The 21,321-nt window shown below is 66.8% G+C and carries 24 protein-coding genes; 7 read left to right on the top strand and 17 right to left on the bottom strand.

Features of this window, described 5'->3' with window-relative positions; translation table 11 throughout:
- The first annotated feature begins 149 nt into the window (after positions 1-149).
- A complete protein-coding gene (locus N5I32_RS13840) occupies positions 150-593 on the top strand; it encodes an Rrf2 family transcriptional regulator (RefSeq protein WP_261496463.1) in 444 nt (147 codons plus the stop codon).
- A 241-nt stretch (positions 594-834) separates the two neighbouring features.
- Here N5I32_RS13840 and betA read toward each other — a convergent pair whose 3' ends face one another.
- The 7 genes from betA to speB all read right to left on the bottom strand — a co-directional run bounded on the left by betA (position 835) and on the right by speB (position 7,658).
- Positions 835-2,529, bottom strand: coding sequence for a choline dehydrogenase (gene betA, locus N5I32_RS13835; protein WP_261496462.1), 1,695 nt, complete (start codon positions 2,527-2,529; stop codon positions 835-837).
- Between the two features lie 83 nt (positions 2,530-2,612).
- Positions 2,613-4,082, bottom strand: coding sequence for a purine-cytosine permease family protein (locus N5I32_RS13830; RefSeq protein ID WP_261496461.1), 1,470 nt, complete (start codon positions 4,080-4,082; stop codon positions 2,613-2,615).
- A 1-nt stretch (position 4,083) separates the two neighbouring features.
- A complete protein-coding gene (locus N5I32_RS13825) occupies positions 4,084-4,248 on the bottom strand; it encodes a hypothetical protein (protein ID WP_261496460.1) in 165 nt (54 codons plus the stop codon).
- A 64-nt stretch (positions 4,249-4,312) separates the two neighbouring features.
- Positions 4,313-5,203 (bottom strand): polysaccharide deacetylase family protein, encoded by an 891-nt coding sequence (locus N5I32_RS13820; RefSeq protein ID WP_261496459.1) that lies wholly within the window; start codon positions 5,201-5,203, stop codon positions 4,313-4,315.
- Positions 5,200-5,904 carry an SDR family NAD(P)-dependent oxidoreductase gene (locus N5I32_RS13815; RefSeq protein WP_261496458.1) on the bottom strand — a complete coding sequence of 235 codons (705 nt, stop codon included), beginning with the start codon at positions 5,902-5,904 and terminating at the stop codon, positions 5,200-5,202. Before N5I32_RS13815 ends, N5I32_RS13820 begins: the two co-directional genes overlap by 4 nt.
- Positions 5,901-6,683 (bottom strand): SDR family NAD(P)-dependent oxidoreductase, encoded by a 783-nt coding sequence (locus tag N5I32_RS13810; RefSeq protein WP_261496457.1) that lies wholly within the window; start codon positions 6,681-6,683, stop codon positions 5,901-5,903. Before N5I32_RS13810 ends, N5I32_RS13815 begins: the two co-directional genes overlap by 4 nt.
- Before the next feature lie 3 nt (positions 6,684-6,686).
- Positions 6,687-7,658: an agmatinase gene (speB, locus tag N5I32_RS13805; protein ID WP_261496456.1), complete on the bottom strand. Its 972-nt coding sequence runs from the start codon at positions 7,656-7,658 to the stop codon at positions 6,687-6,689.
- A gap of 112 nt (positions 7,659-7,770) precedes the next feature.
- On the opposite strand from speB, the gene N5I32_RS13800 reads away from it, so the two are divergent.
- Together N5I32_RS13800 and N5I32_RS13795 are read left to right on the top strand one after the other, a co-directional pair.
- Positions 7,771-8,688: a LysR family transcriptional regulator gene (locus N5I32_RS13800; protein ID WP_261496455.1), complete on the top strand. Its 918-nt coding sequence runs from the start codon at positions 7,771-7,773 to the stop codon at positions 8,686-8,688.
- Positions 8,689-8,803: 115 nt separating this feature from the next.
- Complete coding sequence (locus tag N5I32_RS13795; RefSeq protein WP_261496454.1) at positions 8,804-9,442, top strand: TetR family transcriptional regulator C-terminal domain-containing protein; 639 nt, start codon at positions 8,804-8,806, stop codon at positions 9,440-9,442.
- Here N5I32_RS13795 and N5I32_RS13790 read toward each other — a convergent pair.
- From N5I32_RS13790 to N5I32_RS13775, 4 genes are all read right to left on the bottom strand, one after another.
- The gene (locus N5I32_RS13790) at positions 9,427-9,783 is read right to left on the bottom strand and encodes a hypothetical protein (RefSeq protein WP_261496453.1); all 357 of its coding nucleotides are present in this window, start codon (positions 9,781-9,783) and stop codon (positions 9,427-9,429) included. The two genes, N5I32_RS13795 and N5I32_RS13790, sit on opposite strands and share 16 nt — an antisense overlap.
- A gap of 158 nt (positions 9,784-9,941) precedes the next feature.
- Positions 9,942-11,243, bottom strand: a complete 1,302-nt coding sequence (preA, locus tag N5I32_RS13785; protein ID WP_261496452.1) for an NAD-dependent dihydropyrimidine dehydrogenase subunit PreA — start codon at positions 11,241-11,243, stop codon at positions 9,942-9,944.
- Between the two features lie 101 nt (positions 11,244-11,344).
- Positions 11,345-11,746: a DUF1036 domain-containing protein gene (locus N5I32_RS13780; protein WP_261496451.1), complete on the bottom strand. Its 402-nt coding sequence runs from the start codon at positions 11,744-11,746 to the stop codon at positions 11,345-11,347.
- Between the two features lie 139 nt (positions 11,747-11,885).
- Positions 11,886-13,229 (bottom strand): NAD(P)-dependent oxidoreductase, encoded by a 1,344-nt coding sequence (locus tag N5I32_RS13775; protein WP_261496450.1) that lies wholly within the window; start codon positions 13,227-13,229, stop codon positions 11,886-11,888.
- Positions 13,230-13,437: 208 nt separating this feature from the next.
- On the opposite strand from N5I32_RS13775, the gene accB reads away from it, so the two are divergent.
- Complete coding sequence (gene accB / locus N5I32_RS13770) at positions 13,438-13,938, top strand: acetyl-CoA carboxylase biotin carboxyl carrier protein (RefSeq protein ID WP_261496449.1); 501 nt, start codon at positions 13,438-13,440, stop codon at positions 13,936-13,938.
- A 7-nt stretch (positions 13,939-13,945) separates the two neighbouring features.
- The gene (gene accC / locus N5I32_RS13765) at positions 13,946-15,298 is read left to right on the top strand and encodes an acetyl-CoA carboxylase biotin carboxylase subunit (RefSeq protein ID WP_261496448.1); all 1,353 of its coding nucleotides are present in this window, start codon (positions 13,946-13,948) and stop codon (positions 15,296-15,298) included.
- A gap of 65 nt (positions 15,299-15,363) precedes the next feature.
- On the opposite strand, the gene N5I32_RS13760 is transcribed toward accC, so the two are convergent.
- Positions 15,364-16,287 carry an NAD(P)-dependent oxidoreductase gene (locus N5I32_RS13760; protein ID WP_261496447.1) on the bottom strand — a complete coding sequence of 308 codons (924 nt, stop codon included), beginning with the start codon at positions 16,285-16,287 and terminating at the stop codon, positions 15,364-15,366.
- A gap of 92 nt (positions 16,288-16,379) precedes the next feature.
- On the opposite strand from N5I32_RS13760, the gene N5I32_RS13755 reads away from it, so the two are divergent.
- A complete protein-coding gene (locus N5I32_RS13755) occupies positions 16,380-17,222 on the top strand; it encodes a LysR family transcriptional regulator (protein WP_261496446.1) in 843 nt (280 codons plus the stop codon).
- A gap of 1 nt (position 17,223) precedes the next feature.
- Positions 17,224-17,871, top strand: coding sequence for a leucyl/phenylalanyl-tRNA--protein transferase (aat, locus tag N5I32_RS13750; protein WP_261496445.1), 648 nt, complete (start codon positions 17,224-17,226; stop codon positions 17,869-17,871).
- On the opposite strand, the gene N5I32_RS13745 is transcribed toward aat, so the two are convergent.
- The 5 genes from N5I32_RS13745 to N5I32_RS13725 form a co-directional block, all read right to left on the bottom strand.
- Entirely contained in the window at positions 17,817-18,197 is a 381-nt protein-coding gene (locus N5I32_RS13745) for a DUF2155 domain-containing protein (protein WP_261496444.1), read from the bottom strand. The genes aat and N5I32_RS13745 overlap by 55 nt on opposite strands.
- Entirely contained in the window at positions 18,194-18,661 is a 468-nt protein-coding gene (mlaD, locus tag N5I32_RS13740) for an outer membrane lipid asymmetry maintenance protein MlaD (protein WP_261496443.1), read from the bottom strand. The genes N5I32_RS13745 and mlaD overlap by 4 nt, the downstream gene beginning before the upstream one ends.
- Position 18,662: 1 nt before the next feature.
- Positions 18,663-19,037 (bottom strand): NADH:ubiquinone oxidoreductase subunit NDUFA12, encoded by a 375-nt coding sequence (locus tag N5I32_RS13735; RefSeq protein ID WP_261496442.1) that lies wholly within the window; start codon positions 19,035-19,037, stop codon positions 18,663-18,665.
- A 90-nt stretch (positions 19,038-19,127) separates the two neighbouring features.
- On the bottom strand, positions 19,128-20,396 hold the full coding sequence (gene clpX / locus N5I32_RS13730) for an ATP-dependent Clp protease ATP-binding subunit ClpX (RefSeq protein ID WP_261496441.1): 1,269 nt from the start codon (positions 20,394-20,396) through the stop codon (positions 19,128-19,130).
- Positions 20,397-20,526: 130 nt separating this feature from the next.
- Positions 20,527-21,162: an ATP-dependent Clp protease proteolytic subunit gene (locus tag N5I32_RS13725; protein WP_261496440.1), complete on the bottom strand. Its 636-nt coding sequence runs from the start codon at positions 21,160-21,162 to the stop codon at positions 20,527-20,529.
- Between the last annotated feature and the right edge of the window lie 159 nt (positions 21,163-21,321).

The following is a 21,321-nucleotide window of genomic DNA, read 5'->3' as shown; positions in this document are numbered from 1 at the left end:
TCCCCCATCGCGTGCCTTGATCGGATTCCTCGCCCGCCGGGCCGCGCCTTCGGGCGGGCAGGCCCGCCGACGGTCCGGTTCCGCTTGCAATCCTGTCTAATCCTGCTAATTGGTATTGTAAATACTTATTCAACCCGGGACGCCGCACCATGCGCCTGACTTCCTTCACCGACTACGGACTGCGGATGATGATGCGCATGGCGGGCGCGCCCGAGCGCGGGTTCTCCACCGCCGAACTGGCTGAGGAATTCGGCCTGTCGCGCCATCATCTGACGAAGATCATGCAGCGGCTTGCCCAGGCCGGCTACGTCGCCACGCGGCGCGGCGGCGGCGGCGGGGCGACGCTGGCGCGGCCCGCAAGCGAGATCAGGCTTGGCACGCTGATCGGCCTTCTGGAGAACGGGCAGCCGCTGGTGGAATGCTTTGCCACCGGCGGCGGCGATTGTTCGATCGACGGGCGCTGCCGCCTCAAGGCGCGACTGCGGTCGGCCGAGGCCGCCTTCCTCGCCGATCTCGACCGGTCCACGCTGGCCGATGTCGCGCTGCGCTTGGGGGCGGGCGGGTGCACGCTCGAAACGGCTGAAGCCTCATGACGGCTTCCCTGACCATGACGGAACGGAGGATCCGCAAGGCCAAGGGCGCCCGATCCTTTCCTGGCCCGCATCCGCGGGCTTTCACCCTTCCCCGGGGCGACCGAGGCACGCAGCGATGCGCCGACGCCCCCTCGGGGGATGGGCGCTGATCGCGACAGGCCGCTGGTGGGCGGGCTGTTCGCAGCCTTCGCCTTCGCGGTCAGCGCCCATTCCGTTTCCGGCCTTCCGGCCTGGAGGCAGCTCAGCGGCGCGGCACCTGTCCTGCCCGGACGGGGGCACCGCTGCGCTGGGTCTTCCCCGCGCCCGGGGCCAGCCCCACCGGCGCGTTCGACGGCGCCAGAAGCGGGCGCCCGCGCACGATGTCGGCCGCCCTTTCCGCCAGCATGATCGTCGGGGCGTTCAGGTTGGCGTTCGGCTCGGTCGGGAAAACCGAACTGTCGATCACCCGCAACCGCTTGATCCCGCGCACGTTCAGCGTGCTGTCCACCACCGCCATCGCGTCCTCGCCCATCCGGCAGGTGCCGCAGGGGTGATAGGTGCTTTCCATCGTCTCACGCACCCAGGCGTCGATCTCGTCATCGCTCTGCACCTCTTGTCCGGGGGCGATTTCTTCGCCGCGGAAGCGGTCGAAGGCGGGCTGGGCGACAATCTCGCGCGTCAGGCGCAGACAGCGGCGGAACCCTTCCCGGTCCTCCTCGCGCGAGAGGTAGTTGAACAGGATGTCGGGCTGTTCGTAGGGGTCGGCCGAGCGCAGGCGCACATGGCCCCGGCTCTTCGGCTTGTTCGGCCCGGTCAGGACCATGAAGCCGTGGCCCTTCAGCGGCTTCTTGCCGTCGTAGCGCATCGCTGCGGGCAGGAAGTGGAACTGGATGTCCGGCCATTCCAGCGACGCGTCCGAGCGGATGAAGCCGCCGCTTTCGAAATGGTTCGTCACCGAAAGCCCGCGCTTGAACAGCACCCATTCGGCGCCGATGAGAAAGCGGCTGAAAAGCCCCATCTTGCCATTCAGGGTGATCGGCTCCTTGCAGGCATACTGGATGTAGACCTCAGAATGGTCCTGAAGGTTCTCGCCCACGCCCGGAAGGTCGTGCAGGACCTCGACCCCAGCCTTGCGCAGCACCTCGGCGGGGCCGATGCCGGACCGCTGAAGAAGATGCGGCGCGCCGATGGGGCCGGAGGCGATCAGCACCTCGCGCGCGGCCCGCGCGACATGGCGCTGGCCGTCGTGATCGTACTCCACCCCGACGGCGCGCTTGCCCTCGAGGATCACCCGCCGCGTCATGGCATGGGTCAGGACGGTCAGGTTCGGCCGGCTCATCGCGGGTTTCAGATAGGCATTGGCGGTCGACCAGCGGCGGCCGTCCTTCACCGTCATGTGCATCGGGCCGAAGCCTTCCTGCAGATGGCCGTTGGGATCGTCGGTGGTGACGTATCCCGCCTCGCGCCCGGCCTCGACAAACGCGCGGTAGAGCGGGTTGCGCATCTCGTTGCCGGCGTTCGTGGCCAGGGGGCCGCCGCCCCCCCGCCATTCGTCGCCGCCGCCCTTCCAGGCCTCGGCACGCTGGAAGTAGGGCAGGCAATGCGCATAGCCCCAGCCCCTTGCACCGAGCAATTCCCATTCGTCGAAGTCGCGGGCATGGCCGCGCATGTAGACCAGCCCGTTGATCGAGGATGACCCCCCCAGCACCTTGCCGCGCGGGCAATGCACCTGCCGCCCGTCGAGGCCGGGTTCCGGCAGGGTCATGTATTTCCAGTTGTACTTGGTGCCGTTCATCGGAATCGACAGCGCCGTCGGCATCTGGATGAAGATCGACTTGTCCGAACCGCCGTACTCCAGGACCAGAACGCGCGTCGCCGGGTCTTCGCTCAGCCGGTTCGCAAGGACGCATCCGGCCGAACCGGCACCGATGATGATGTAGTCGAAGGACTTGCTCATGGCGTTCCCTCCCTGTCGTTCGGGATGTGATGATGGTTTCGGGATGATCGGCAGGCGCACACGAGGCGCCTGCCGTTGGGGTGTCAGCCGCGCGGGTAATCGCCCCAATGCCGGCCGTGTGCGAAGAGCCGCGTCAGGACGTAGTGGACAAGCCCCGCGATGACGCAGGACGGCAGCGACGCGGTCAGGTAGCGGAAGGCCGCGACGTTATCGAGCGTCTGGGGGTTGAAGAGCCAGACATAGGTCAGGAACCCGATGGCAAGCGCCACAAGCCCGATCGGGTTGAAGCCTCCGATGAACCGGTAGCTTCCGTGTTCCTGCGGCCCGTGCAGCGCCCGGAGGTCAAGCCGCTGGCGGCGCAGGAAGAAGTAGTCGGCGATCCCGATCCCGGCGAGCGCGGAATTGAGCGCCGAGGTCCAGACGAGGAAGATGAAGAAGCCGTCGTACATCTGCGGGTAGGCCAGAACCAGGATCAGGGGAATGATACAGAACCCGAACAGGATCGTTCCCCAGCCAAGCCGGCGAAGCCCCTCGGTGCCGACCTGACGCAGCCCGACGATCGAGGTGTAGAGGATGTTCGCCATCGAGGTGATGTTGGCGAAGGCGATGAAACCCAGCGCAACGACCCCCACAGCAACGCCGGCGATCTGCGTCATCCAGATCGTCGGATCGCTGTCGCCCAGCGCGACCGCCGCCAGCAGTCCCACGATCTCGCCCAGCACGGCGGCCCCGAAGATGCCGAGGATGTTCGGCCAGAAGGCCGTCCGCTCGTTCCGGGTCAGGCGGGCGAGGTTGCCGATGTAGGGCCACCAGGAAAAGCCCGCCGCCATGTTGATCTCGATCGCGATGATGAAGTTCAGGTGCCTGTCCTCGAACGGCGGGTCGAGCGCCTCCATCGCCATCAGATCGCCGAAGCTGTGCCGGCTGAGGATGAGCCAGAGCATCGCGACCATCAGAAGCACGAGGGCCGGCGCGACGATCATGTTGAAGACCTTGATCGAGGTCGGGCCGCGCGCGACGATGAACCAGGTCAGCAGGATCGCACCGACCGAGGCGATGGCGACCTTGATCCCGAGGGGCGATGCCTCCCCCCCGCTGGCCAGCGCGGTCAGCCCGTCGATGGAGCGGCCGAACATCATCGCAAGGACGGCAAGCCAGCCCATCGTCAGGACGATGACGGCGAGCAGGTAGACCAGCCGGCTGCCGTTGTAGCCGAACTGGCTGCGGAGTGCTACGAACTGCTCGACCCCGTAGCGCCCGGCCATCACCGTGGTCGCGAGCGCCGTCAGGACGACGCCGAAGATGTTGCCGATGACGATGGCGGCGATGCCTTCCTTCGGGCCGACGAACAGGCCGACGGCGCCGCCGATCAGGAAGGCCCAGGTGGCGATGGCGAGCGCGGAGTTCGCAAAGGTGAACTCCTTGAAGCCCCAGAGCCTTTCGGAGGGCAGAAGCGGCGCGTCGCCGCGTTCGGCCGCGGCACTCCAGCCTTGCGATCCCGCGGCCGGACCCGACCGCCGCTCCAACGTTTCCGATGCGGATTTCGTCGTCATGTCACACCGCCCACATCCAGAAGCCGACAGTCAGCGCCAGCATCAGCGCCGCCATCCCGAGGTAGTCGGCGGCAACCAGCCGCCCCTCGCGCGTATCCCCCTCGGCGTCGTAGATCGCCGCGCGGCGTTCGATTTCGGCCAGCCACCGGGCCTCGTTGCCATCCATTGCCTTGCCCTCCCGTTTGCGGCCGCTTGCGGCCCGTTGCCGCCGCCACGCCATGGCGGCGATGTCATCCGACCCGGACCGGGCCGGCGTAGTAGGGCAGCCGGTCGATGCGCGGGACCCACGCGCCCGACGCCACCACCGACTGCACATGCGCCGCGATCTCCTCCATCGGCGCGAACCAGACGTCGCCGCGCTCCATCACGGCGGCGAGAAAGCGATGAACGACCTGCCAACGCGCCAACCGCCCGGTCGCGAAGGGATGCACCACAGGCACCCACAGCCCGCCGTGGGCATAGGCCGCCTCGAACTCCTCCGCGAAGGCGCGGAAGCCGTCGCCCGGCGCACGGATCGGCATCATGTAGTCGAGATCCATCGACTGCACGTATTGCGGCCAGTCATCGAGGCCCCAGTGCGACGGCAACTCGACCAGCCGCCCGGCGGCGCAGTCGATCAGATACGGCTGGTCGTCACCCATCAGCGAGGCATCGTAGGCGAATCCGCGTGAGGCCAGCAGATCGGCCGAGCGGTGGGAGAAATTGTAAAGCGGCGCGCGCCAGCCGCGCGGGCGCCGGCCGGTGGCCCTGACGATCACCTCGATGCCGCGGTCGAGCCAGTGCGCCTCCTCGTCGTCGGTCAGTTCGCGCGGATGTTCGTGCAGGAAGCCGTGGTGCGCGATCTCGTGCCCGCCCTGCAGGATCGTCTCCACCGCCTGCGGATACTGTTCGATGCACCAGGCGGGGATGAAGAAGGTCTGGCGAATACCAAGCTGGCGGTAGCTTTCGACGATGCGCGGGATCGCGACCTCGGGGCCGTAGCGCAGCATCGAGATGGCCGCGACCCGGCTGTGCCCGTCCTGGGGATGCGCAATGTGGATCAGGCTGTCGGCGTCCATGTCGAAGCTGACACAGGCCGCGCACTTCGCGCCATCGGGCCAGGGGATCGGATTGGCGATCATGACATCACGCTCCCGCCATTGGGGCCGATGCCCTGGCCGGTGAAGAAGCGGCCGCCTTCTCCGGCGAGGAAAAGGGCGAGGGCGGCGACCTCCTCCGGCTGGCCGAAGCGGGCGAGCGGGATCGCAAGTTCCCGCGCCCGCCACTCCGCGCTCATGTTCGTGGCGCCCAGCATCTCGGTGTCGATGGGGCCGGGGCAGATCGCGTTGACCAGGATGCCCGGCGCGAATTCCTTCGCCCAGCTGCGCACGAGGCCCAGGACGCCGTGCTTCGAGGCGACATAGGGCGAAAACGTCTCACGGCCGCAATGCGCCATGTCCGAGGCGATCATCAGGACGCGCGGCGGGTTTTCCGGGTCGGGCGTCATCAACCCGATTGCGGCGCGGCCGACCAGGAAGCTGCCGCGCAGGTTGACGGCGATCACGCGGTCGAAATCCTCGGTCGGGGTGTCGAGCAGCGGCGCCTCGTGGATGATGCCCGCGCAGTGGACAAGCACGTCCAGCCCGCCCCATTCCGCCTTCAGCCTGCCGGCCATCGCAGCGACCGCAGCTTCCTCCGCGACGTCGCAGGCGAATGCCGGGCCGTCCCAGGAAGGCGCGGCCAGATCGGCTACGGCGACCAGCGCGCCACCCTCGGCAAAGGCGTGCGCGCAGGCCGCACCGATGCCCCGCGCCGCGCCGGTGACCAGGACCCGCGCGCTCATGCCATGACCTCGCCGCGGTCGAGCATCAGCGCCTGCCCGGTCATGTCGCGCGCCCCTTCGGAGGCGAGGAAGAGATAGGGCGCGGCAAGATCGTCCGGCTCCAGAAGCCCCGGCAGGACTTGCGCGGCAGTGATCTCGGCCAGAAGGTCGCCTTCGCTGCGGCCGGTGCGGCGCGACATTTCGGCGAGCGAGCGCATCGCCGCCTCGGTCCGGACCCAGCCCGGGCAGACCGCGTTCACCCGGATGCCGCGGGGGCCGAGTTCCTTCGCCGCCACCCGTGTGAAACCCAGATTGGCGTGCTTGGACCCGACATAGGCCGCAAACTCCGCCACCGCGACGCGGCTCCAGATCGAGGCGGTCAGGATGATCCGCCCACCCGCGCGCATCCTGGGCACGGCGTGGCGCGTGACCAGGAAGGTGCCATGGGTGTTGATGTCGGTGATGCGGCGAAAGCGCGCCTCGACCTCGTCGCCGTCCTCAAGCAGGGGCGTGATCTCCTCGAGCCCCGCGTTGTTCACCAGAACGTCGATCCGCCCGAGCGTGGCAAACGCGTCCCGAACCGCGGCGCTGTCGGTGATGTCGCAGACGAGCGCGCGCACCGGGCGCCCCGTCTCCTCCGCGATCTCGCGCGCGGCGGTGACGATCCCCTCGCCCGAGGAAAGGACGGCGACCTCGGCCCCGGCCAGCGCGAAGGCCCGCGCCACTGCCCGGCCGATGCCGCGGCTTGCCCCGGTGACCAGCACCGCCTCGCCGGAGAAGTCGTAGGCCACGCGCCCCATGGCTCAGGCCTCGCGCGCATGCATGATGCGGCCGATCAGATTGAGAAGCAGTTGTGCGGCAAGGATCGAGGTGCAGCCCGAGTGGTCGTAGTCCGGGGCAACCTCGACCAGGTCGACACCGACGATGCGGTTCCGGCGGCAAAGCCCGGCGAGCAGTTCCAGCACCTCGTAATACTGGAAGCCGCCGTGGCTCGGCGTGCCGGTGCCGGGCGCGATCGACGGGTCGAAGGCGTCGATGTCGATCGTCAGGTAAACCCGCGCGCCGTCCGGGATCCGCCCCAGCACCGCCTCGGTCCCAAGCGCGCGCATCTGGCGCACCGAGAGGATGTCGGACCCTGCCGCGCGGGCGGCCTCATACCCCTCGCGCGAGGTCGAGGAGACGTTGCGGATGCCAAGCTGCGTCAGTCCCGCGACCCAGCCCTTTTCCGAGGCGCGTCGCATCGGGTTGCCGTGGCCGAACCGGACCCCGTGGCGGACATCGACGAAATCGAGATGCGCATCGATCTGGACGATATGGATGGGGCCGTTCCTGGCGCAGTCGTCCTCGAAGGCGTCGATGCAGGGGATGTTGATCGAATGATCGCCCCCCAGGACGACCGGCAGCGCCCCCGCGGCCAGAATCGTGCGCACGCCATGGGCGATGTTGGCGTGGCTCTGGCCCGTGTCTGTGTGGACGATATCGGCATCGCCGAGGTCGACGATCCGCACCCGGTCGGCGGGCAGATAGGTAACATCGTCCTCATGGTCGTAGGCGCCGCCGTGGCCGAAGGCGAAAAGCGTGGACGCCTCGCGGATGCCGCGCGGGCCAAAGCGTGCGCCGGCGCGGAACTGGGTGCCGAAGTCGAAGGGCGCGCCCAGAATGGCGACATCGGCCTCGATCGCGTCCCAGTCGGCGACGTAGGGACGCTTGCCAAAGGTGCAGATGCCGACGAACGGCAGATCGAGCCTTCCCCGGTCGTATGCGTTGCCTGACATCGTTTCCCTCCCGCTGTAGCCCACGGGTCAGGAAAACACGGCCTGTATCACCGTAAAATATCTATGTTTCTACGTTCACTTGTGAAATATTCAATGTATGGGATCGGAAAACGTGCGCATCGGGCGAAAACGCGGGCTGACGGACATCGACTTGCGGCTCTTGCGCGTGTTCGCGGAAATCGTTCAGGCGAACGGCTTCTCCGCAGCGCAGGCCAGCCTCGGGATGACGCAGGCAACGATTTCGGCACACATGCGGCATCTGGAGGAACGGCTTGCGGTGCGCCTGTGCGAACGGGGGCGCGGCGGCTTCTATCTGACAGAGGAGGGGCGGCAGGTCCATTCCGCGATCCTCGATCTCTTCGGCTCCATCGACCGTTTCCAGAACGTGGTGCTGGAAGCGCAGGGTGAGCTTTCGGGCGACCTCAGCTTCGGGACGGTCGACGCGATGCTGACCAACCGGGCGCTTGGGCTTGACCGCGCGGTGGCGCAATTCGCGGGGCTGGCACCGCAGGTCCGCCTGTCCATCGACATCGCGGCACCGCAGGCGCTGTCGCAGGGGATCCTCAACGGGCGCTATCAGGTCGTTCTGATGCCCGCGCAACAACCGCTGGGCCAGATGCATGTCGTCGACCTGTTCGAGGAACGGCAGAACCTTTATTGCGGGCAGGGGCATCCGCTGTTTCCGGCCGCCGAGGCATCCGTCACGGATGCCGTTCTTGCCCGCCAGGACTTCGCCGGACGCACCTACATGCCGCAGGTTCCGATCTGCGGGGTCGATTTCAACTGGCGGGCCGTGTCGGCCCACATGGAAAGCACGCTGCTTCTGGTCCTGTCCGGCGCCTACATCGGCTTTCTGCCGGACCACTATGCAGCCCCCGAGGTCCGCAGTGGCCGGCTACGCACACTCGCACGGGACCGGATTACCTTTTTCGACACCTTCCAGATCGTCTATCCGAGAAAGCGGCCCACGCGTGCGGCCGATCTTCTGGCGCGGGCGATCATTGGCTGTCAGCGTGTCCAGGACGCCTAGGGTCGGGAACGGCCTGCCCGCTGCCCCATCCGGCGCCATTCGCGGTTGCGTTCAGGATGGCGCCAAGCTAGCAGGGATGGGAGCCTGATCGGCCGCGCGACCGGGTGGAGGGGGTTTGAACGAGGATCGCCACAAGCCGCGCGCCCGGACGCGCATCCAGCAACGCAACCGCGAACTGATCCGCGAGGCGGCGCTGGACGTCTTTTCCCAGCAGGGGTTCCGGGGCGCGACGCTCGACCAGATCGCCGAGCGGGCGGGGCTTTCCAAGCCCAACCTGCTTTACTACTTCCCCTCGAAGGAGGCGATCCATCTCGACCTCTTGTCGCGGCTCCTCGATACCTGGCTCGACCCGTTGCGCACGCTCGACCCCGCCGGCGATCCGACGCGCGAAATCCTCGCCTACGTCCGCCGCAAGCTCGACCTGTCGCGCGACTACCCCCGCGAAAGCCGGCTTTTTGCCAACGAGGTGCTTCAGGGCGCGCCGCGGCTGATGGAGCTTCTGGGGGGGGAGCTTAAATCGCTGGTCGATGAAAAGGCGGCGGTGCTCCGGCAGTGGGCGGCCGAGGGGCGGATCGCCGACCTGCCCCCGCATCACCTGATCTTCGCGATCTGGGCGCTGACGCAGCACTACGCGGACTTCGAGGTGCAGGTGCGCGCGGTTCTGGGCGAAGGCCATGATCCCTATGCCGAGGCGCATGACTTCCTCGACCTTCTGTTCACCAAGCTGATCGCTCCCGCTCAGCGGACCGGATAGCGGTCGCCCTTCTCGTCGATCAGGATGTCGCGGCCGTTGTTGCGGACGTAAAGATCGCAGCGCCGTGCGCCGTAGACGAATTCGACGCAGACCTCACCCGAGTCGGTGATCCTGTAAGTGCCCGGCACCCTGTCGTCATCGGAATAGACATAGGCATAGGCATCGCCCGGCCCGTATTCCGACCGACCCCCGTCGTAGAAGCTGACCGTCTGGCCATCGAGCCGTGCGGCAAGGTCGGCGGGTGCGTAGGGCTGGTCGCCGGGTTTCAGCGTCCACTCCATCGCCGCTGCCGGCAGGGCGAGGGCGAGGAGTCCGACGAACGGGGCGAGTGTGCGCGGCATGCGGCCTCCGGTCAGGTTTCCGTCAGCGGACCATCGCGGGCGGCGGCTGTCAACGCACGGGTCGGTGATCGCGCCGCAGGCGCCAAAGCGGCGCGAAGGGCGCATCAAGGGTCAGGCGCCGGGGCCGCCGAAAACAGCCCCGGCGCATCAGATCCCCGTCACTCGGCCGCCTGCGCGGCCGGGTTGTTCGGATGCGTCGTCCAGTTGGCATAGGTAGCGACCTTGCGGCCGGTCCGCTGGTCCAGTTCCCCCACCGCAAGTTCGCGCATGGTGATGCAACCCTCGACAGGGCAGACGTCAAGGCAGAGGTTGCAGGCCACGCATTCCTCCTCCTTGACCGAGAAGGTGCGGTCGGCCGACATGGTGATGGCCTGGTGGCTCGTGTCCTCGCAGGCGGCATAGCAGCGGCCGCACTTGATGCAGGCGTCCTGGTCGATGACCGCCTTGGTGACGTAGTTGAGGTTCAGGTACTGCCAGTCGGTGACGTTCGGCACCGCCCGGCCGACCAGCTCGGCGGTCGAGGTCATGCCCTTCTCGTCCATGTACTGCGACAGGCCCGAGATCATCTCCTGCACGATCTTGAAGCCGTAGGTCATCGCCGCCGTGCAGACCTGAACGTTGCCCGCGCCCAACGCCATGAACTCGGCCGCGTCGCGCCAGGTCGTCACCCCGCCGATGCCGCTGATCGGGATGCCGGCGGTTTCGCGCGAACGCGCGATCTCGGCGACCATGTTCAGCGCAATGGGCTTGACCGCGGGGCCGCAGTAGCCGCCGTGGGTGCCCTTGCCGTCGATCGTCGGCTCGGGAGCGAAAGTGTCGAGGTTGACGCTCGTGATCGAGTTGATGGTGTTGATCAACGACACTGCGTCCGCACCGCCGCGCTTGGCCGCCTCGGCCGGGCGGCGGATATCGGTGATGTTCGGCGTCAGCTTAACGATGCAGGGCATGCGGCTATATTTCTTCACCCAGCGCGTGACCATTTCGATGTATTCCGGAACCTGACCAACGGCCGAGCCCATGCCGCGTTCAGCCATGCCGTGCGGGCAGCCGAAGTTCAGTTCCACCCCGTCCGCCCCGGTATCCTCGATCCGCTTGAGGATGTCCTTCCAGCTGTCCTCGTCGCAGGGCACCATCAGGCTGATGACAAGCGCCCGGTCGGGATAGTCGCGCTTGACCGACTTGATCTCGCGCAGGTTCACCTCGAGCGGGCGGTCGGTGATCAGTTCGATGTTGTTGATGCCCAGAACCCGCCGGTCGGCGCCGTAGACGACCCCGTAGCGCGGGCCGTTCACGTTGACGACGGGCGGTCCTTCGGAACCGAGCGTTTTCCAGACCACGCCGCCCCAGCCCGCTTCGAAGGCCCGGCGCACGTTGTATTCCTTGTCCGTGGGCGGGGCCGAGGCAAGCCAGAACGGGTTCGGTGACTTTATGCCGACGAAGGTCGATGCGAGATTGGCCATGGTTCGTTCCTTTTCCCGAGACGCGCCCCGGTCAGGCACGTCCTTATCGCTCCGCAGGGTCGGGACGCGGCATGCGGTCGGAGCCCCGCCTGCCGCCCGTATCACTCATCCAGCAGATTGGTGGTCCAATCGCGGCTGTCGCCGGTGTCGACCTGGAAGAAGGCCTTGCGCGTCACCGTCCCGGATTCGCACTCGGAGTCGTCAACCAGGGTGAACTTGGTGCTGGTGGTGCAGAAGTAGTGATCGCCTTCCCACACCAGGTCGTCCTCGCCCTCTCCGCGGACGTAGTAGTAGCGGCTGCTGAGATCGCCGGTGATGATCGTGGTGCAGTCCGCCGCCCCGATTTCCCACCACCCTTCGGCCACCCAGTTGTCGCCATCGGGATAGCCGACCGCCACGTAGGCAGTCTGTCCGCTCTTGTTGCAGACCTCGAGGCCGGCGAACGCCGGGCCTGCCGTTCCCGCAAGTGCAAGTATCGAAATCACGCCGAATGCCGTCTTCATGCTATCGCTCCTGAGAACCGCGTTGACGCGGCCCCGCAAAGCCGGCAGCCGCGCCGGGTCAGAATGACGCGATTCGCGCAGGACGGTACTGGAATCTGCTGTTCTCCCGCCTCCGTCGCCGCAGAATCGGCAGAACTGGTCATCCGCCGGTTCCGACGAGGGCTGCGTGAATGTCTTCGGCCGCGTCACGCCCCTCCGCGACCGCGGTGACGGTCAGGTCCTCGCCCCCGGCCGCGCAATCCCCGCCGGCCCAGACGCCGGGAAGAGAGGTCCGCCCCGGCCCGGTCACGGCAATCTTTCCACCCTCGATCGCAAGCCCGTCAGGCGCGCCCTTCAGCGTCTGGCCGATGGCCTTGAAGACCTGGTCGGCCCGGAGGCGGAAGGTTTCGGAAGTCAGCTTCAGCCCTTCGGGCGTGTCCTGCGTATAGGCGAACTCGATCTCGCGCACCGCGCCGTTGCCGTGCACAGCCACCGGGGCTGCGTTGTGGATGATGCGGACGCCCGACTGGGTGGCGTGGTCCTGTTCATGTTCTGAGGCGCCCATCCTTGCCTTGCCCCGGCGATAGACGATGGTGACGTTCTCCGCCCCCAGAAGCCGGGACTGCACCGCGGCGTCCACCGCGGTCATGCCGCCGCCGATTACCACGACGTCGCGCCCGATGGGCAACCTGGAAAGGTCGGACGCCTGGCGCAGTTCGGCGATGAAATCGACCGCGTTGGCGACCCCGTCCTTATCCTCGCCCTCGGCCCGCAGGGCGTTCACGCCGGCCAGCCCCATGCCCAGGAAGACCGCGTCGAACCCGGCGCGCAGCCCCTCCAGCGTCAAGTCCCGGCCCAGCGCCTTGCCATGTTCGACGACGATGCCGCCGATCTGCATCAGCCAGTCGACCTCGGCCTGCGCAAAGCCGCCTGCGGCCTTGTAGCTGGCGATGCCGTATTCGTTCAGCCCGCCGGCCTTGGGGCGCGCGTCGTAGATGGTGACGTCATGGCCCTTCATCGCCAGCCGGTGCGCGGCGGCAAGTCCCGCCGGCCCCGCGCCCACCACCGCCACACGCTTGCCGGTCGCGGCCGCGCGGGCGAAGGGATGCGACGGCGCCTCCATCAGCGTGTCGGTGGCGTAGCGCTGAAGGCGCCCGATCTCCACCGGCTTGCCCTCGGCCGTCTCTCGCACGCAGGCGCCTTCGCACAGCGTCTCGGTCGGGCAGACGCGGGCGCACATGCCGCCAAGGATGTTCTGGGAAAAGATCGTCCTTGCCGCCGCCTCGGGCGTGCCGGTCGCGATCTGGCGAATGAACAGGGGAATGTCGATCGACGTCGGGCAGGCAGTGATGCAGGGTGCATCATGGCAGAAATAGCAGCGGTCGGCGGCGACGCGCGCCTCGTGCGGTGCGAACCTGGGCGCGATGTCCGCGAAGTTGCGGGCGTAATCCTCTGCACCGAGCCGCCCGGCGGCCACGCCCGGCGTCAGCTGGCTGTTGGTCATCGTGACCTCCCCTATTTCCCTTGAATGAAACGCTGCCATCGAATCATTTTTTTATCAAGCGGTAAAATTTTTTGGCACAATGTTGCGAGCGCGGCGCCGACGGACCATCGCGGCTAGGCAGCGGGCGCCCCTGCGCGTATAAGCGGCTGGACAAGGCCGGGCCCGCATGGAAAGACGGGTGGCCAGACGGGACCGATCGAGGACAGCAATGACCAAAACCCCGCACGAAAGCGATGTGGCCTTCATCCAGGCCCTGGCGGAGCTTCTGAACAAGAACGACCTGGCCGAGCTGAGCGTCAAGCGCGAGTACGGTGAAAACGACAGTCTGAACGTCAAGGTGTCGAAGTTCGCGGCCCCTGCGCCTGTGGCCGCCTATCATGCCGCGCCGGCCGTGGCGCATGCGCCCGCGGCCGCGCCGGCCTCTGCCCCGGCCGCGGCACCCGCGGCGACCGCCGCCGCCGATCCGGCAAGCCATCCGGGCGCGGTGACCTCGCCGATGGTCGGCACCGCCTATCTGGCGGCGGAGCCGGGGGCGGACCCCTTCGTGACCGTCGGCGCGCAGGTGAAGGAGGGTCAGACCGTCCTCATCATCGAGGCGATGAAGACGATGAACCACATCCCGGCCCCCCGCGCCGGGACGGTGAAGCGCATCCTGGTCGAGGACGGCACGCCGGTCGAGTTCGGAGCCCCCCTCCTGATCATCGAGTGAGGCGGCGATGTTCGAGAAAATCCTGATCGCCAACCGGGGCGAGATCGCGCTTCGCGTCATCCGTGCCTGCAAGGAAATGGGGATCAAGTCGGTCGCCGTGCATTCGGTCGCCGATGCCGATGCGATGCATGTGCGCATGGCCGACGAAAGCGTGTGCATCGGGCCCAACCCCTCCTCCCAGAGCTATCTGTCGATCCCCGCGATCGTCTCCGCCTGCGAGATCACGGGCGCCCAGGCGATCCATCCGGGCTACGGTTTCCTGAGCGAGAACGCGGCCTTCGTGCAGGTTCTCGAAGATCACGGCATCACCTTCATCGGCCCCTCGGCCGAGCATATCCGCATCATGGGCGACAAGATCACCGCGAAGGACACCGCCAAGCGGCTGGGGATTCCTGTGGTGCCGGGGTCGGATGGCGGCGTGCCCGATATCGCGGCGGCGCGGCGCGTGGCCGAGGAGATCGGCTATCCGGTCATCATCAAGGCGACCGCCGGCGGCGGCGGTCGCGGGATGAAGGTCGCGCGGAGCGAAGACGAAATCGAAGTCGCCTTCCGCACCGCCCGGAGCGAGGCCAAGGCCGCGTTCGGCAACGACGAGGTCTATATCGAGAAATACCTTCAGAAGCCGCGGCACATCGAGATCCAGGTCTTCGGCGACGGCAAGGGCCATGCCGTCCATCTTGGCGAACGCGACTGTTCGCTGCAGCGCCGCCACCAGAAGGTGTTTGAGGAGGCGCCGGGCCCGGTGATCGACGCGGCCACGCGCGCCCGGATCGGCCAGATCTGCGCCGATGCGGTGGCGCAGATCAGCTACATCGGCGCGGGCACCATCGAATTCCTCTACGAGGACGGCGAGTTCTATTTCATCGAGATGAACACGCGGCTCCAGGTGGAGCACCCCGTCACCGAGGCGATCTTCGACGTTGACCTCGTGCGCGAGCAAATCCGCGTCGCGGCGGGCCTGCCGATGGAGTTCCGGCAGGACGACCTGAACGTGCGCGGCCACGCGATCGAGGTCCGGATCAACGCCGAGAAGGTGCCGGACTTCGCGCCCCGTCCGGGCCGCATCACGCAATTCCACGCCCCCGGCGGGCTGGGCGTGCGGATGGATTCCGCGCTTTACGACGGCTACGTCATCCCGCCCTACTACGACAGCCTGATCGGCAAGCTGATCGTGCATGGGCGCGACCGGGCCGAGGCGCTGGCACGACTGAAGCGGGCGCTGTCGGAACTGATCGTGGACGGTCAGGGCGTGGAGACGACGGTTCCGCTGTTCCACGCGCTTCTGGCCGAACCCGACATCCAGAAGGGCGATTATTCGATCCACTGGCTCGAAAAGTGGCTGGCGCGGACCTACGGCTGAGCACGTTGCCGGTTGGTGAGGCGACAGCCGCGCCGGCCGGCATCCCTTGCGGTCCGGCAGTCCGATCAGGCCGGGCGGGTGACTTCCCAGGGCTTCAACCAGTCCCCCTCGACCCTGAGATCGATCCCGGCATCGTCCTCGATCACCTTGCAGACGGTCATCTCGCCCGCGCCCGCGCCGTAGCGGCGCCCGGCCTCGCGGAAGCGGTCGTGCGTCGCCTCGGTCAGGGTGGCGGTCGTGCCGACAGCGTCCATCAACTCCTTGATCAGGCCAAGGTCCTTGAGACAGAGCGCAATCGGAAAAGACGGGTCGTAGTGGCCGGCAAAGATCGAAGGCACATCGTGGCTGAGCACGAAACTGTCGGCCGCTCCGCCTTTCATCACGTTCCACCATGTCAGCGGATCAAGCCCGGCCAGTTTGGCTGTCACCATCGCCTCGCCGATGGCGGCAGCATGGATCTTCCACAGCTGGTTGTTCACCAGCTTCGCGACGTAGCCATTGCCATAAGCTCCGACCTTGCGAAGCTGGCCCATGGCCTCGATCACCGGCCGCACGCGCTCGATCACCGCGTCGTCGCCGCCCACGAACATCGGCATGTCACCCCGGATCGCCGCGTCCACGCTGCCGGTCACGGGCGCATCGACCGCACGGCCGCCACGGGTCTCGAACTCGGCCGCAAGGTCGCGCATGAGGAAGGGCGAGGATGTTGTCATGTCGATCCAGACCTTGCCAGCTGGATCGCCGGACAGAAATCCGCGCGAGCCCCGGATGACCTCGGCAACCTCCTTCGGGCCAAAGACCATGGTGACGACCACATCGGACCGCGCAAGCACATCGGCTGGGTCGGTGCCCGCCTCTGCGCCCATGGCCAGAAGGGGTGCGACCGCCTCCGCCCTAAGGTCGTGAACGACCATGTCGAAGCCTGCCCTGCGAACGTTGGCAGCCGCGTTCCTGCCCATTGTGCCCAGGCCGATGAATCCAATCTTCATGCAGTCCTCCCGTCGATCACTTGGAGCCTGCCCCGCCGCGTGCTAGCAGTCCAACAAATGGCCGTGATGTGGCCATCAGCCGGGATTATGCGATGGACATCGAACTTCGCCTGCTGCGCTCATTCGTGGCGATCCACGAGTCGGGATCGATCAGCCGCGCCGCCGAGCGGATGGCCTGCACGCAGGCGGCCATGTCGATGCGCCTGAAGATGCTGGAGACCGAGATCGGCGCACCGCTGTTCCTGCGCCGCCCGGGCGGTCTCGTGCCGACGCCGCGCGGGGCGGAGTTCTATGCCAAGGCGCTTGGCGTCCTGTCCTCCTATGACGAGATGATGTCTGTCACCCGTCACCGGCCGCCGCGCAACCGGCTCAGGATCGGAATGCCGGATGACTATGCGTCCGGCTGGCTCGCCGCACTGATGCGCGCGCTCGGTCGCGATCTTCACCGCCTGGAGGTCGAGGTAACGTGCGATCTGTCGGCCAACCTCATGGCGGCGCTCGAACGCCGGGACATCGAGCTGGCGCTGGTCACAACCGCCGCGCGGCCGGTGCAGGCGATCCACTCCGTCGATCTGCCGCTTGTCTGGCTGGTCCACCCCGACCGCACGCCGGGTGAAGCGGTCCTGGCCGCCTATCCGGAAGGCTGCGTCTTTCGCCGCGCCATGACCCAGACGCTCGACCGGGCAGGCGTGCCGTGGCGCGTGGGCGTTCAGTCGCGCTCCCAGGCCGGCATTTTCGCCGCCGTCCGTTCCGGCCGCGCGGTGACGGCGGTCCTGCAGGGTGCCGAGCCGCCGGGCCTCTTGCCGATCGCGTCCGGAGCGAACCTGCCGGCGCTGCCCGATGTCGCGGTGCATCTGATCCTTGCGCCGGATGCTGCGCGGCCCGCCCGCCAGGCGGCGGATATCCTGAAGTCCTGCCTGCTGGCGCATGCCTGAGATGCGACAGGTCCGGGGCGAGGACTTGCTGCGCGCCTATCGCCGGGGCATCTTTCCGATGGCGGAAAGCCGGGCCTCCGGCACGCTGCACTGGATCGACCCGCGGTTTCGCGGCGTCTTTCCCCTGGACGGATTCCACATCTCGCGCTCGCTCGGGCGCCAGATCCTGCGGGGCGGCTACACTGTCCGCATTGATACCGCCTTCCGAGCGGTCGTGGAGGCCTGCGCCGCACGCGACGAGACCTGGATCAACGATGAGCTGCTACGCCTTTACGACGATCTCTACGCGACCGGGCACGCGCACAGCCTAGAGGTGTGGCAGGACGGTGCGCTGGCCGGTGGCGTTTTCGGCATCACGATCGGGCGGGCCTATTTCGGCGAAAGCATGTTTTCGGCGCGCACCGGCGGGTCGAAAATCGCGCTGGCCTATCTTGTCAACCGGCTACGCCGCGCCGGGTTCACGCTGTTCGACACGCAGTTCCTGACCCCCCATCTCGCCACGCTGGGCGCCGTGGAAATCCCGCGCGCGGAGTACCGGCGGCGGCTGGAAGAGGCCCTGGCCGGTGAGGCGGAATTTGCGGCCCCCGAAACGCCTCAGCCGTCCGAACTCGTCGCGGGGATGAGGCATCGCATCACCCAGACATCGTAGCGCGGATGGTCGAGCGCAGAGAGTGCGGGGCTGGAGGCCACCATCCAGCCGTCGAAGGCCGTGACCTGCGCGGTCGTATCGAAGACCCGCAGACGGGCGAAGGCGTCTGAGGCGGGATCGTCGGTCGGATAGCGGCAATCGTCCAGCGTGATCTCGATCCGGCCGAAAAATGCGCTTTCGCCATTGTGGACTTCGATATCCTGCGTCAGGCCCGACACCTTGTCGAGCGCGCGCAGGATCGCCCCCGGCGCCCCTGTCGCCTCCGGGGCCTCCTGCGCCATCGCCGGCAGGGCGCAGAGACAGGCGATCAGCGCCGCGCGCCTCACGGCGCGGTCTCCCCTTCTCCACCGGAGCCGCTGGCCACGAACTTGGACAAGAGGTTGACGACACTCACCGCGCCCTGGGTATCCTCGATCTCGGCACCGGGCGCGAAATTCTCGAGGCTGCCGCCGGGCTGCAACTCGACGAACGAGCCGCCCAGAAGGCCCTCGGAGCTGATCAGGATGGCGCTGTCGTCGGGCAGGAGGACATCGCTTTTCACCGAGATGGTTGCGTCGGCAAAGAAGGTCTGGGGGTTCAGCGACAGGCTGGTCACGGTGCCGACCTTGACGCCCGCCAGACGCACGTCGGTTCCGACGGTGATCCCCTCGACCGAGCGGAAGCTGGCCTTGAGCGGATAGCTGCCGGCGGTGGGCGCAAGGCCCGACCCTTGGCCGGCATAGACGAGAAAGCCCAAGGCCGCCGCAAGGACGGCGGCGCCGGTCAGAACCTCTGCGGTATTCTCGGCCATGTTACTCTGGCACCCAGGCCTCGTAGTCCCGGCGCTCCGCCGGGGCGTCACGCCGGATCGACCCCGGAGGGGCGTAGGCCGCATCCGTGCCGGTCAGGTTTTCCAGATGCGGCTTTTCCCAGACCTTGTGCGCCAGCGCCTTTTCGGTCGGCGGCTGGTCCCAGGTGTGGTGCAGCCATCCGTGCCAGTCGGGCGAGACGCGGCTTGCCTCCGATTCGCCATTGTAGATGACCCAGCGGCGCTTGCCGTCCCGGGTCTGGTAGAAGGTATTGCCCTCGGCGTCCTCGCCCACCTTGACGCCCTTGCGCCAAGTGTAGATCTGGGTGTTGAGCGTCTGGCTGTTCCACCAGGTCAAGAGACGCAGCAGGAATTTCATCGGGCAACCTCCGGGCAGACCTGCCCCCTTATAGCCAAGGCGCGGGCAAGGTCCATACCCCACCTCGCGGCAAGCCGGGTACCACAGCCGTCAGCCGGCTGTGGCGGTCTTTTCGCCCTTCTTGTCGACATGGATGAGCAGCGGTTTCGCACCGGAATCCACCGCCTCCTCGTTCACCACGACCTCTTCGACCGAGGTCATGCCGGGAAGTTCGAACATGGTATCCAGCAGGATGTCCTCCATGATCGACCTGAGGCCACGGGCGCCGGTCTTGCGCTTGATCGCACGCTTGGCGATGGCGGTCAGGGCGTCGGCGGTGAAGGTCAGCTTCACACCCTCGATATCGAACAGGCGCTGATACTGCTTGACGAGCGCGTTCTTCGGCTCGGTCAGGATCGAGACAAGTGCGGCCTCATCAAGGTCGGTCAAGGTGGCGATGACCGGCAGGCGGCCGACGAATTCCGGGATAAGGCCGAACTTGAGCAGATCTTCCGGCTCAAGCTCCTGGAACAGTTCGCCGACGCCGCGCGCCTCCGGGTCCTTCACCTCGGCGCCAAAGCCGATGGCGGTGCCCTTGCCGCGCTGCGCGATGATCTTTTCAAGCCCCGCGAAGGCGCCGCCGCAGATGAACAGGATGTTGGTCGTGTCCACCTGCAGGAATTCCTGCTGCGGATGCTTGCGCCCGCCCTGTGGCGGCACGCTCGCCACGGTACCCTCCATGATCTTCAGGAGCGCCTGCTGCACCCCTTCCCCGCTGACGTCGCGGGTGATCGAGGGGTTGTCGGACTTGCGCGTGATCTTGTCGACCTCGTCGATGTAGACGATGCCGCGCTGCGCGCGCTCGACGTTGTATTCGGACGCCTGCAACAGCTTCAGGATGATGTTTTCCACATCCTCGCCGACATAGCCAGCCTCGGTCAGCGTGGTCGCGTCGGCCATTGTGAAGGGCACGTCGAGGATGCGAGCCAGCGTCTGTGCGAGCAATGTCTTGCCGCAGCCGGTGGGGCCGATCAGCAGGATGTTCGACTTCGCCAGTTCGATGTCGGCGGATTTCGAGGCGTGGGCAAGCCGCTTGTAGTGGTTGTGGACGGCGACGGACAGCACGCGCTTGGCATGGACCTGCCCGATGACATAGTCGTCCAGCACCTTGCAGATGTCGCGCGGCGTCGGCACCCCGTCGGTGGACTTGAGCCCGGTCGTCTTTGTTTCTTCGCGGATGATGTCCATGCAAAGCTCGACGCATTCATCGCAGATGAACACGGTCGGGCCGGCGATCAGCTTGCGCACCTCGTGCTGCGACTTGCCGCAGAACGAACAGTAGAGGGTGTTCTTGCTGTCGCCGCCTGAATTGTTCGCCATCGTCATCCTCTGAGGCCGCTCCGGGCTTGCCCGGCTATTCTTGGAACCGCCCTTTCTGTCAAGATTAGGGCAGGCCCACCGTCATCACAATGCGAAATCGCCTTTCCTGTCCTCGCGGCAGGAAACAATGTCACGACTTCGCGTCGTCCGTCGCCTTGTCGCGGCTGGACAGGATCTCGTCGATCAGGCCCCAGTCCTTCGCGTCTTCCGGCGACATGAAGTTGTCCCGTTCCAGCGCCGCCTCCACGTCCTTGACGGGTTTGCCGGTGTGGTGGTGGTAGATCTCATTCAGGCGGGTCTTGAGCTTCTGGGTTTCCTGGGCGTGGATCATGATGTCCGTCGCCTGGCCCTGGTAGCCGCCCGAGGGCTGGTGAACCATGATCCGGCTGTTCGGGAGCGAGAAGCGCATGCCCTTTTCCCCCGCCGTCAGCAGGAGCGAACCCATCGACGCCGCCTGCCCGATCACCAGGGTCGAGACCTTGGGGCGTATATACTGCATGGTGTCGTAAATCGAGAGGCCCGATGTCACCACGCCGCCGGGCGAGTTGATGTACATCGCGATTTCCTTCGACGGGTTTTCCGCCTCGAGGAACAGAAGCTGCGCGCAGATCAGCGTCGACATGCCGTCGTGGACGGGGCCGGACAGGAAGATGATCCGCTCCTTCAGGAGGCGCGAGTAGATGTCATAGGCCCGTTCCCCGCGCGAGGTCTGTTCGACGACCATCGGCACGAGCGTGTTCATGTAAAGATCGATGGGGTCCTTCATCCGTCCTGCCTCTCGCTGTTCCCGGGGGAAGTCTTGTCCTCAATTCCTTGAGCGAGTCTTAGTGGCGCGTGCCGGGGGCTGCAAGGGCTGCCGGCCTTCGCGGATTCGAAGGTTCCGTTGCGGAGCGCACTGGCGTTCGCTCCGGTTTGACGCCACTGT

It is taken from the genome of Albidovulum sediminis (assembly GCF_025380365.1).
Lineage (GTDB): Bacteria > Pseudomonadota > Alphaproteobacteria > Rhodobacterales > Rhodobacteraceae > Albidovulum > Albidovulum sediminis.
This window is presented reverse-complemented; position numbering and strand designations above follow the sequence as displayed.

Coding starts and splice junctions, on each gene's coding strand:
- N5I32_RS13840 (WP_261496463.1), top strand. CDS start 150: ATGCGCCTGACTTCCTTCACCGACTACGGACTGCGGATGATGATGCGC.
- accB (WP_261496449.1), top strand. CDS start 13,438: ATGACCAAAACCCCGCACGAAAGCGATGTGGCCTTCATCCAGGCCCTG.
- mlaD (WP_261496443.1), bottom strand. CDS start 18,661: ATGGCCGAGAATACCGCAGAGGTTCTGACCGGCGCCGCCGTCCTTGCG.
- N5I32_RS13810 (WP_261496457.1), bottom strand. CDS start 6,683: ATGGGGCGCGTGGCCTACGACTTCTCCGGCGAGGCGGTGCTGGTCACC.
- N5I32_RS13820 (WP_261496459.1), bottom strand. CDS start 5,203: ATGATCGCCAATCCGATCCCCTGGCCCGATGGCGCGAAGTGCGCGGCC.
- N5I32_RS13775 (WP_261496450.1), bottom strand. CDS start 13,229: ATGACCAACAGCCAGCTGACGCCGGGCGTGGCCGCCGGGCGGCTCGGT.
- speB (WP_261496456.1), bottom strand. CDS start 7,658: ATGTCAGGCAACGCATACGACCGGGGAAGGCTCGATCTGCCGTTCGTC.
- N5I32_RS13725 (WP_261496440.1), bottom strand. CDS start 21,162: ATGAAGGACCCCATCGATCTTTACATGAACACGCTCGTGCCGATGGTC.
- clpX (WP_261496441.1), bottom strand. CDS start 20,396: ATGGCGAACAATTCAGGCGGCGACAGCAAGAACACCCTCTACTGTTCG.
- aat (WP_261496445.1), top strand. CDS start 17,224: ATGCGACAGGTCCGGGGCGAGGACTTGCTGCGCGCCTATCGCCGGGGC.
- N5I32_RS13735 (WP_261496442.1), bottom strand. CDS start 19,037: ATGAAATTCCTGCTGCGTCTCTTGACCTGGTGGAACAGCCAGACGCTC.
- N5I32_RS13815 (WP_261496458.1), bottom strand. CDS start 5,904: ATGAGCGCGCGGGTCCTGGTCACCGGCGCGGCGCGGGGCATCGGTGCG.
- N5I32_RS13755 (WP_261496446.1), top strand. CDS start 16,380: ATGGACATCGAACTTCGCCTGCTGCGCTCATTCGTGGCGATCCACGAG.
- N5I32_RS13790 (WP_261496453.1), bottom strand. CDS start 9,783: ATGCCGCGCACACTCGCCCCGTTCGTCGGACTCCTCGCCCTCGCCCTG.
- N5I32_RS13830 (WP_261496461.1), bottom strand. CDS start 4,082: ATGACGACGAAATCCGCATCGGAAACGTTGGAGCGGCGGTCGGGTCCG.
- N5I32_RS13780 (WP_261496451.1), bottom strand. CDS start 11,746: ATGAAGACGGCATTCGGCGTGATTTCGATACTTGCACTTGCGGGAACG.
- accC (WP_261496448.1), top strand. CDS start 13,946: ATGTTCGAGAAAATCCTGATCGCCAACCGGGGCGAGATCGCGCTTCGC.
- betA (WP_261496462.1), bottom strand. CDS start 2,529: ATGAGCAAGTCCTTCGACTACATCATCATCGGTGCCGGTTCGGCCGGA.
- N5I32_RS13760 (WP_261496447.1), bottom strand. CDS start 16,287: ATGAAGATTGGATTCATCGGCCTGGGCACAATGGGCAGGAACGCGGCT.
- N5I32_RS13825 (WP_261496460.1), bottom strand. CDS start 4,248: ATGGATGGCAACGAGGCCCGGTGGCTGGCCGAAATCGAACGCCGCGCG.
- preA (WP_261496452.1), bottom strand. CDS start 11,243: ATGGCCAATCTCGCATCGACCTTCGTCGGCATAAAGTCACCGAACCCG.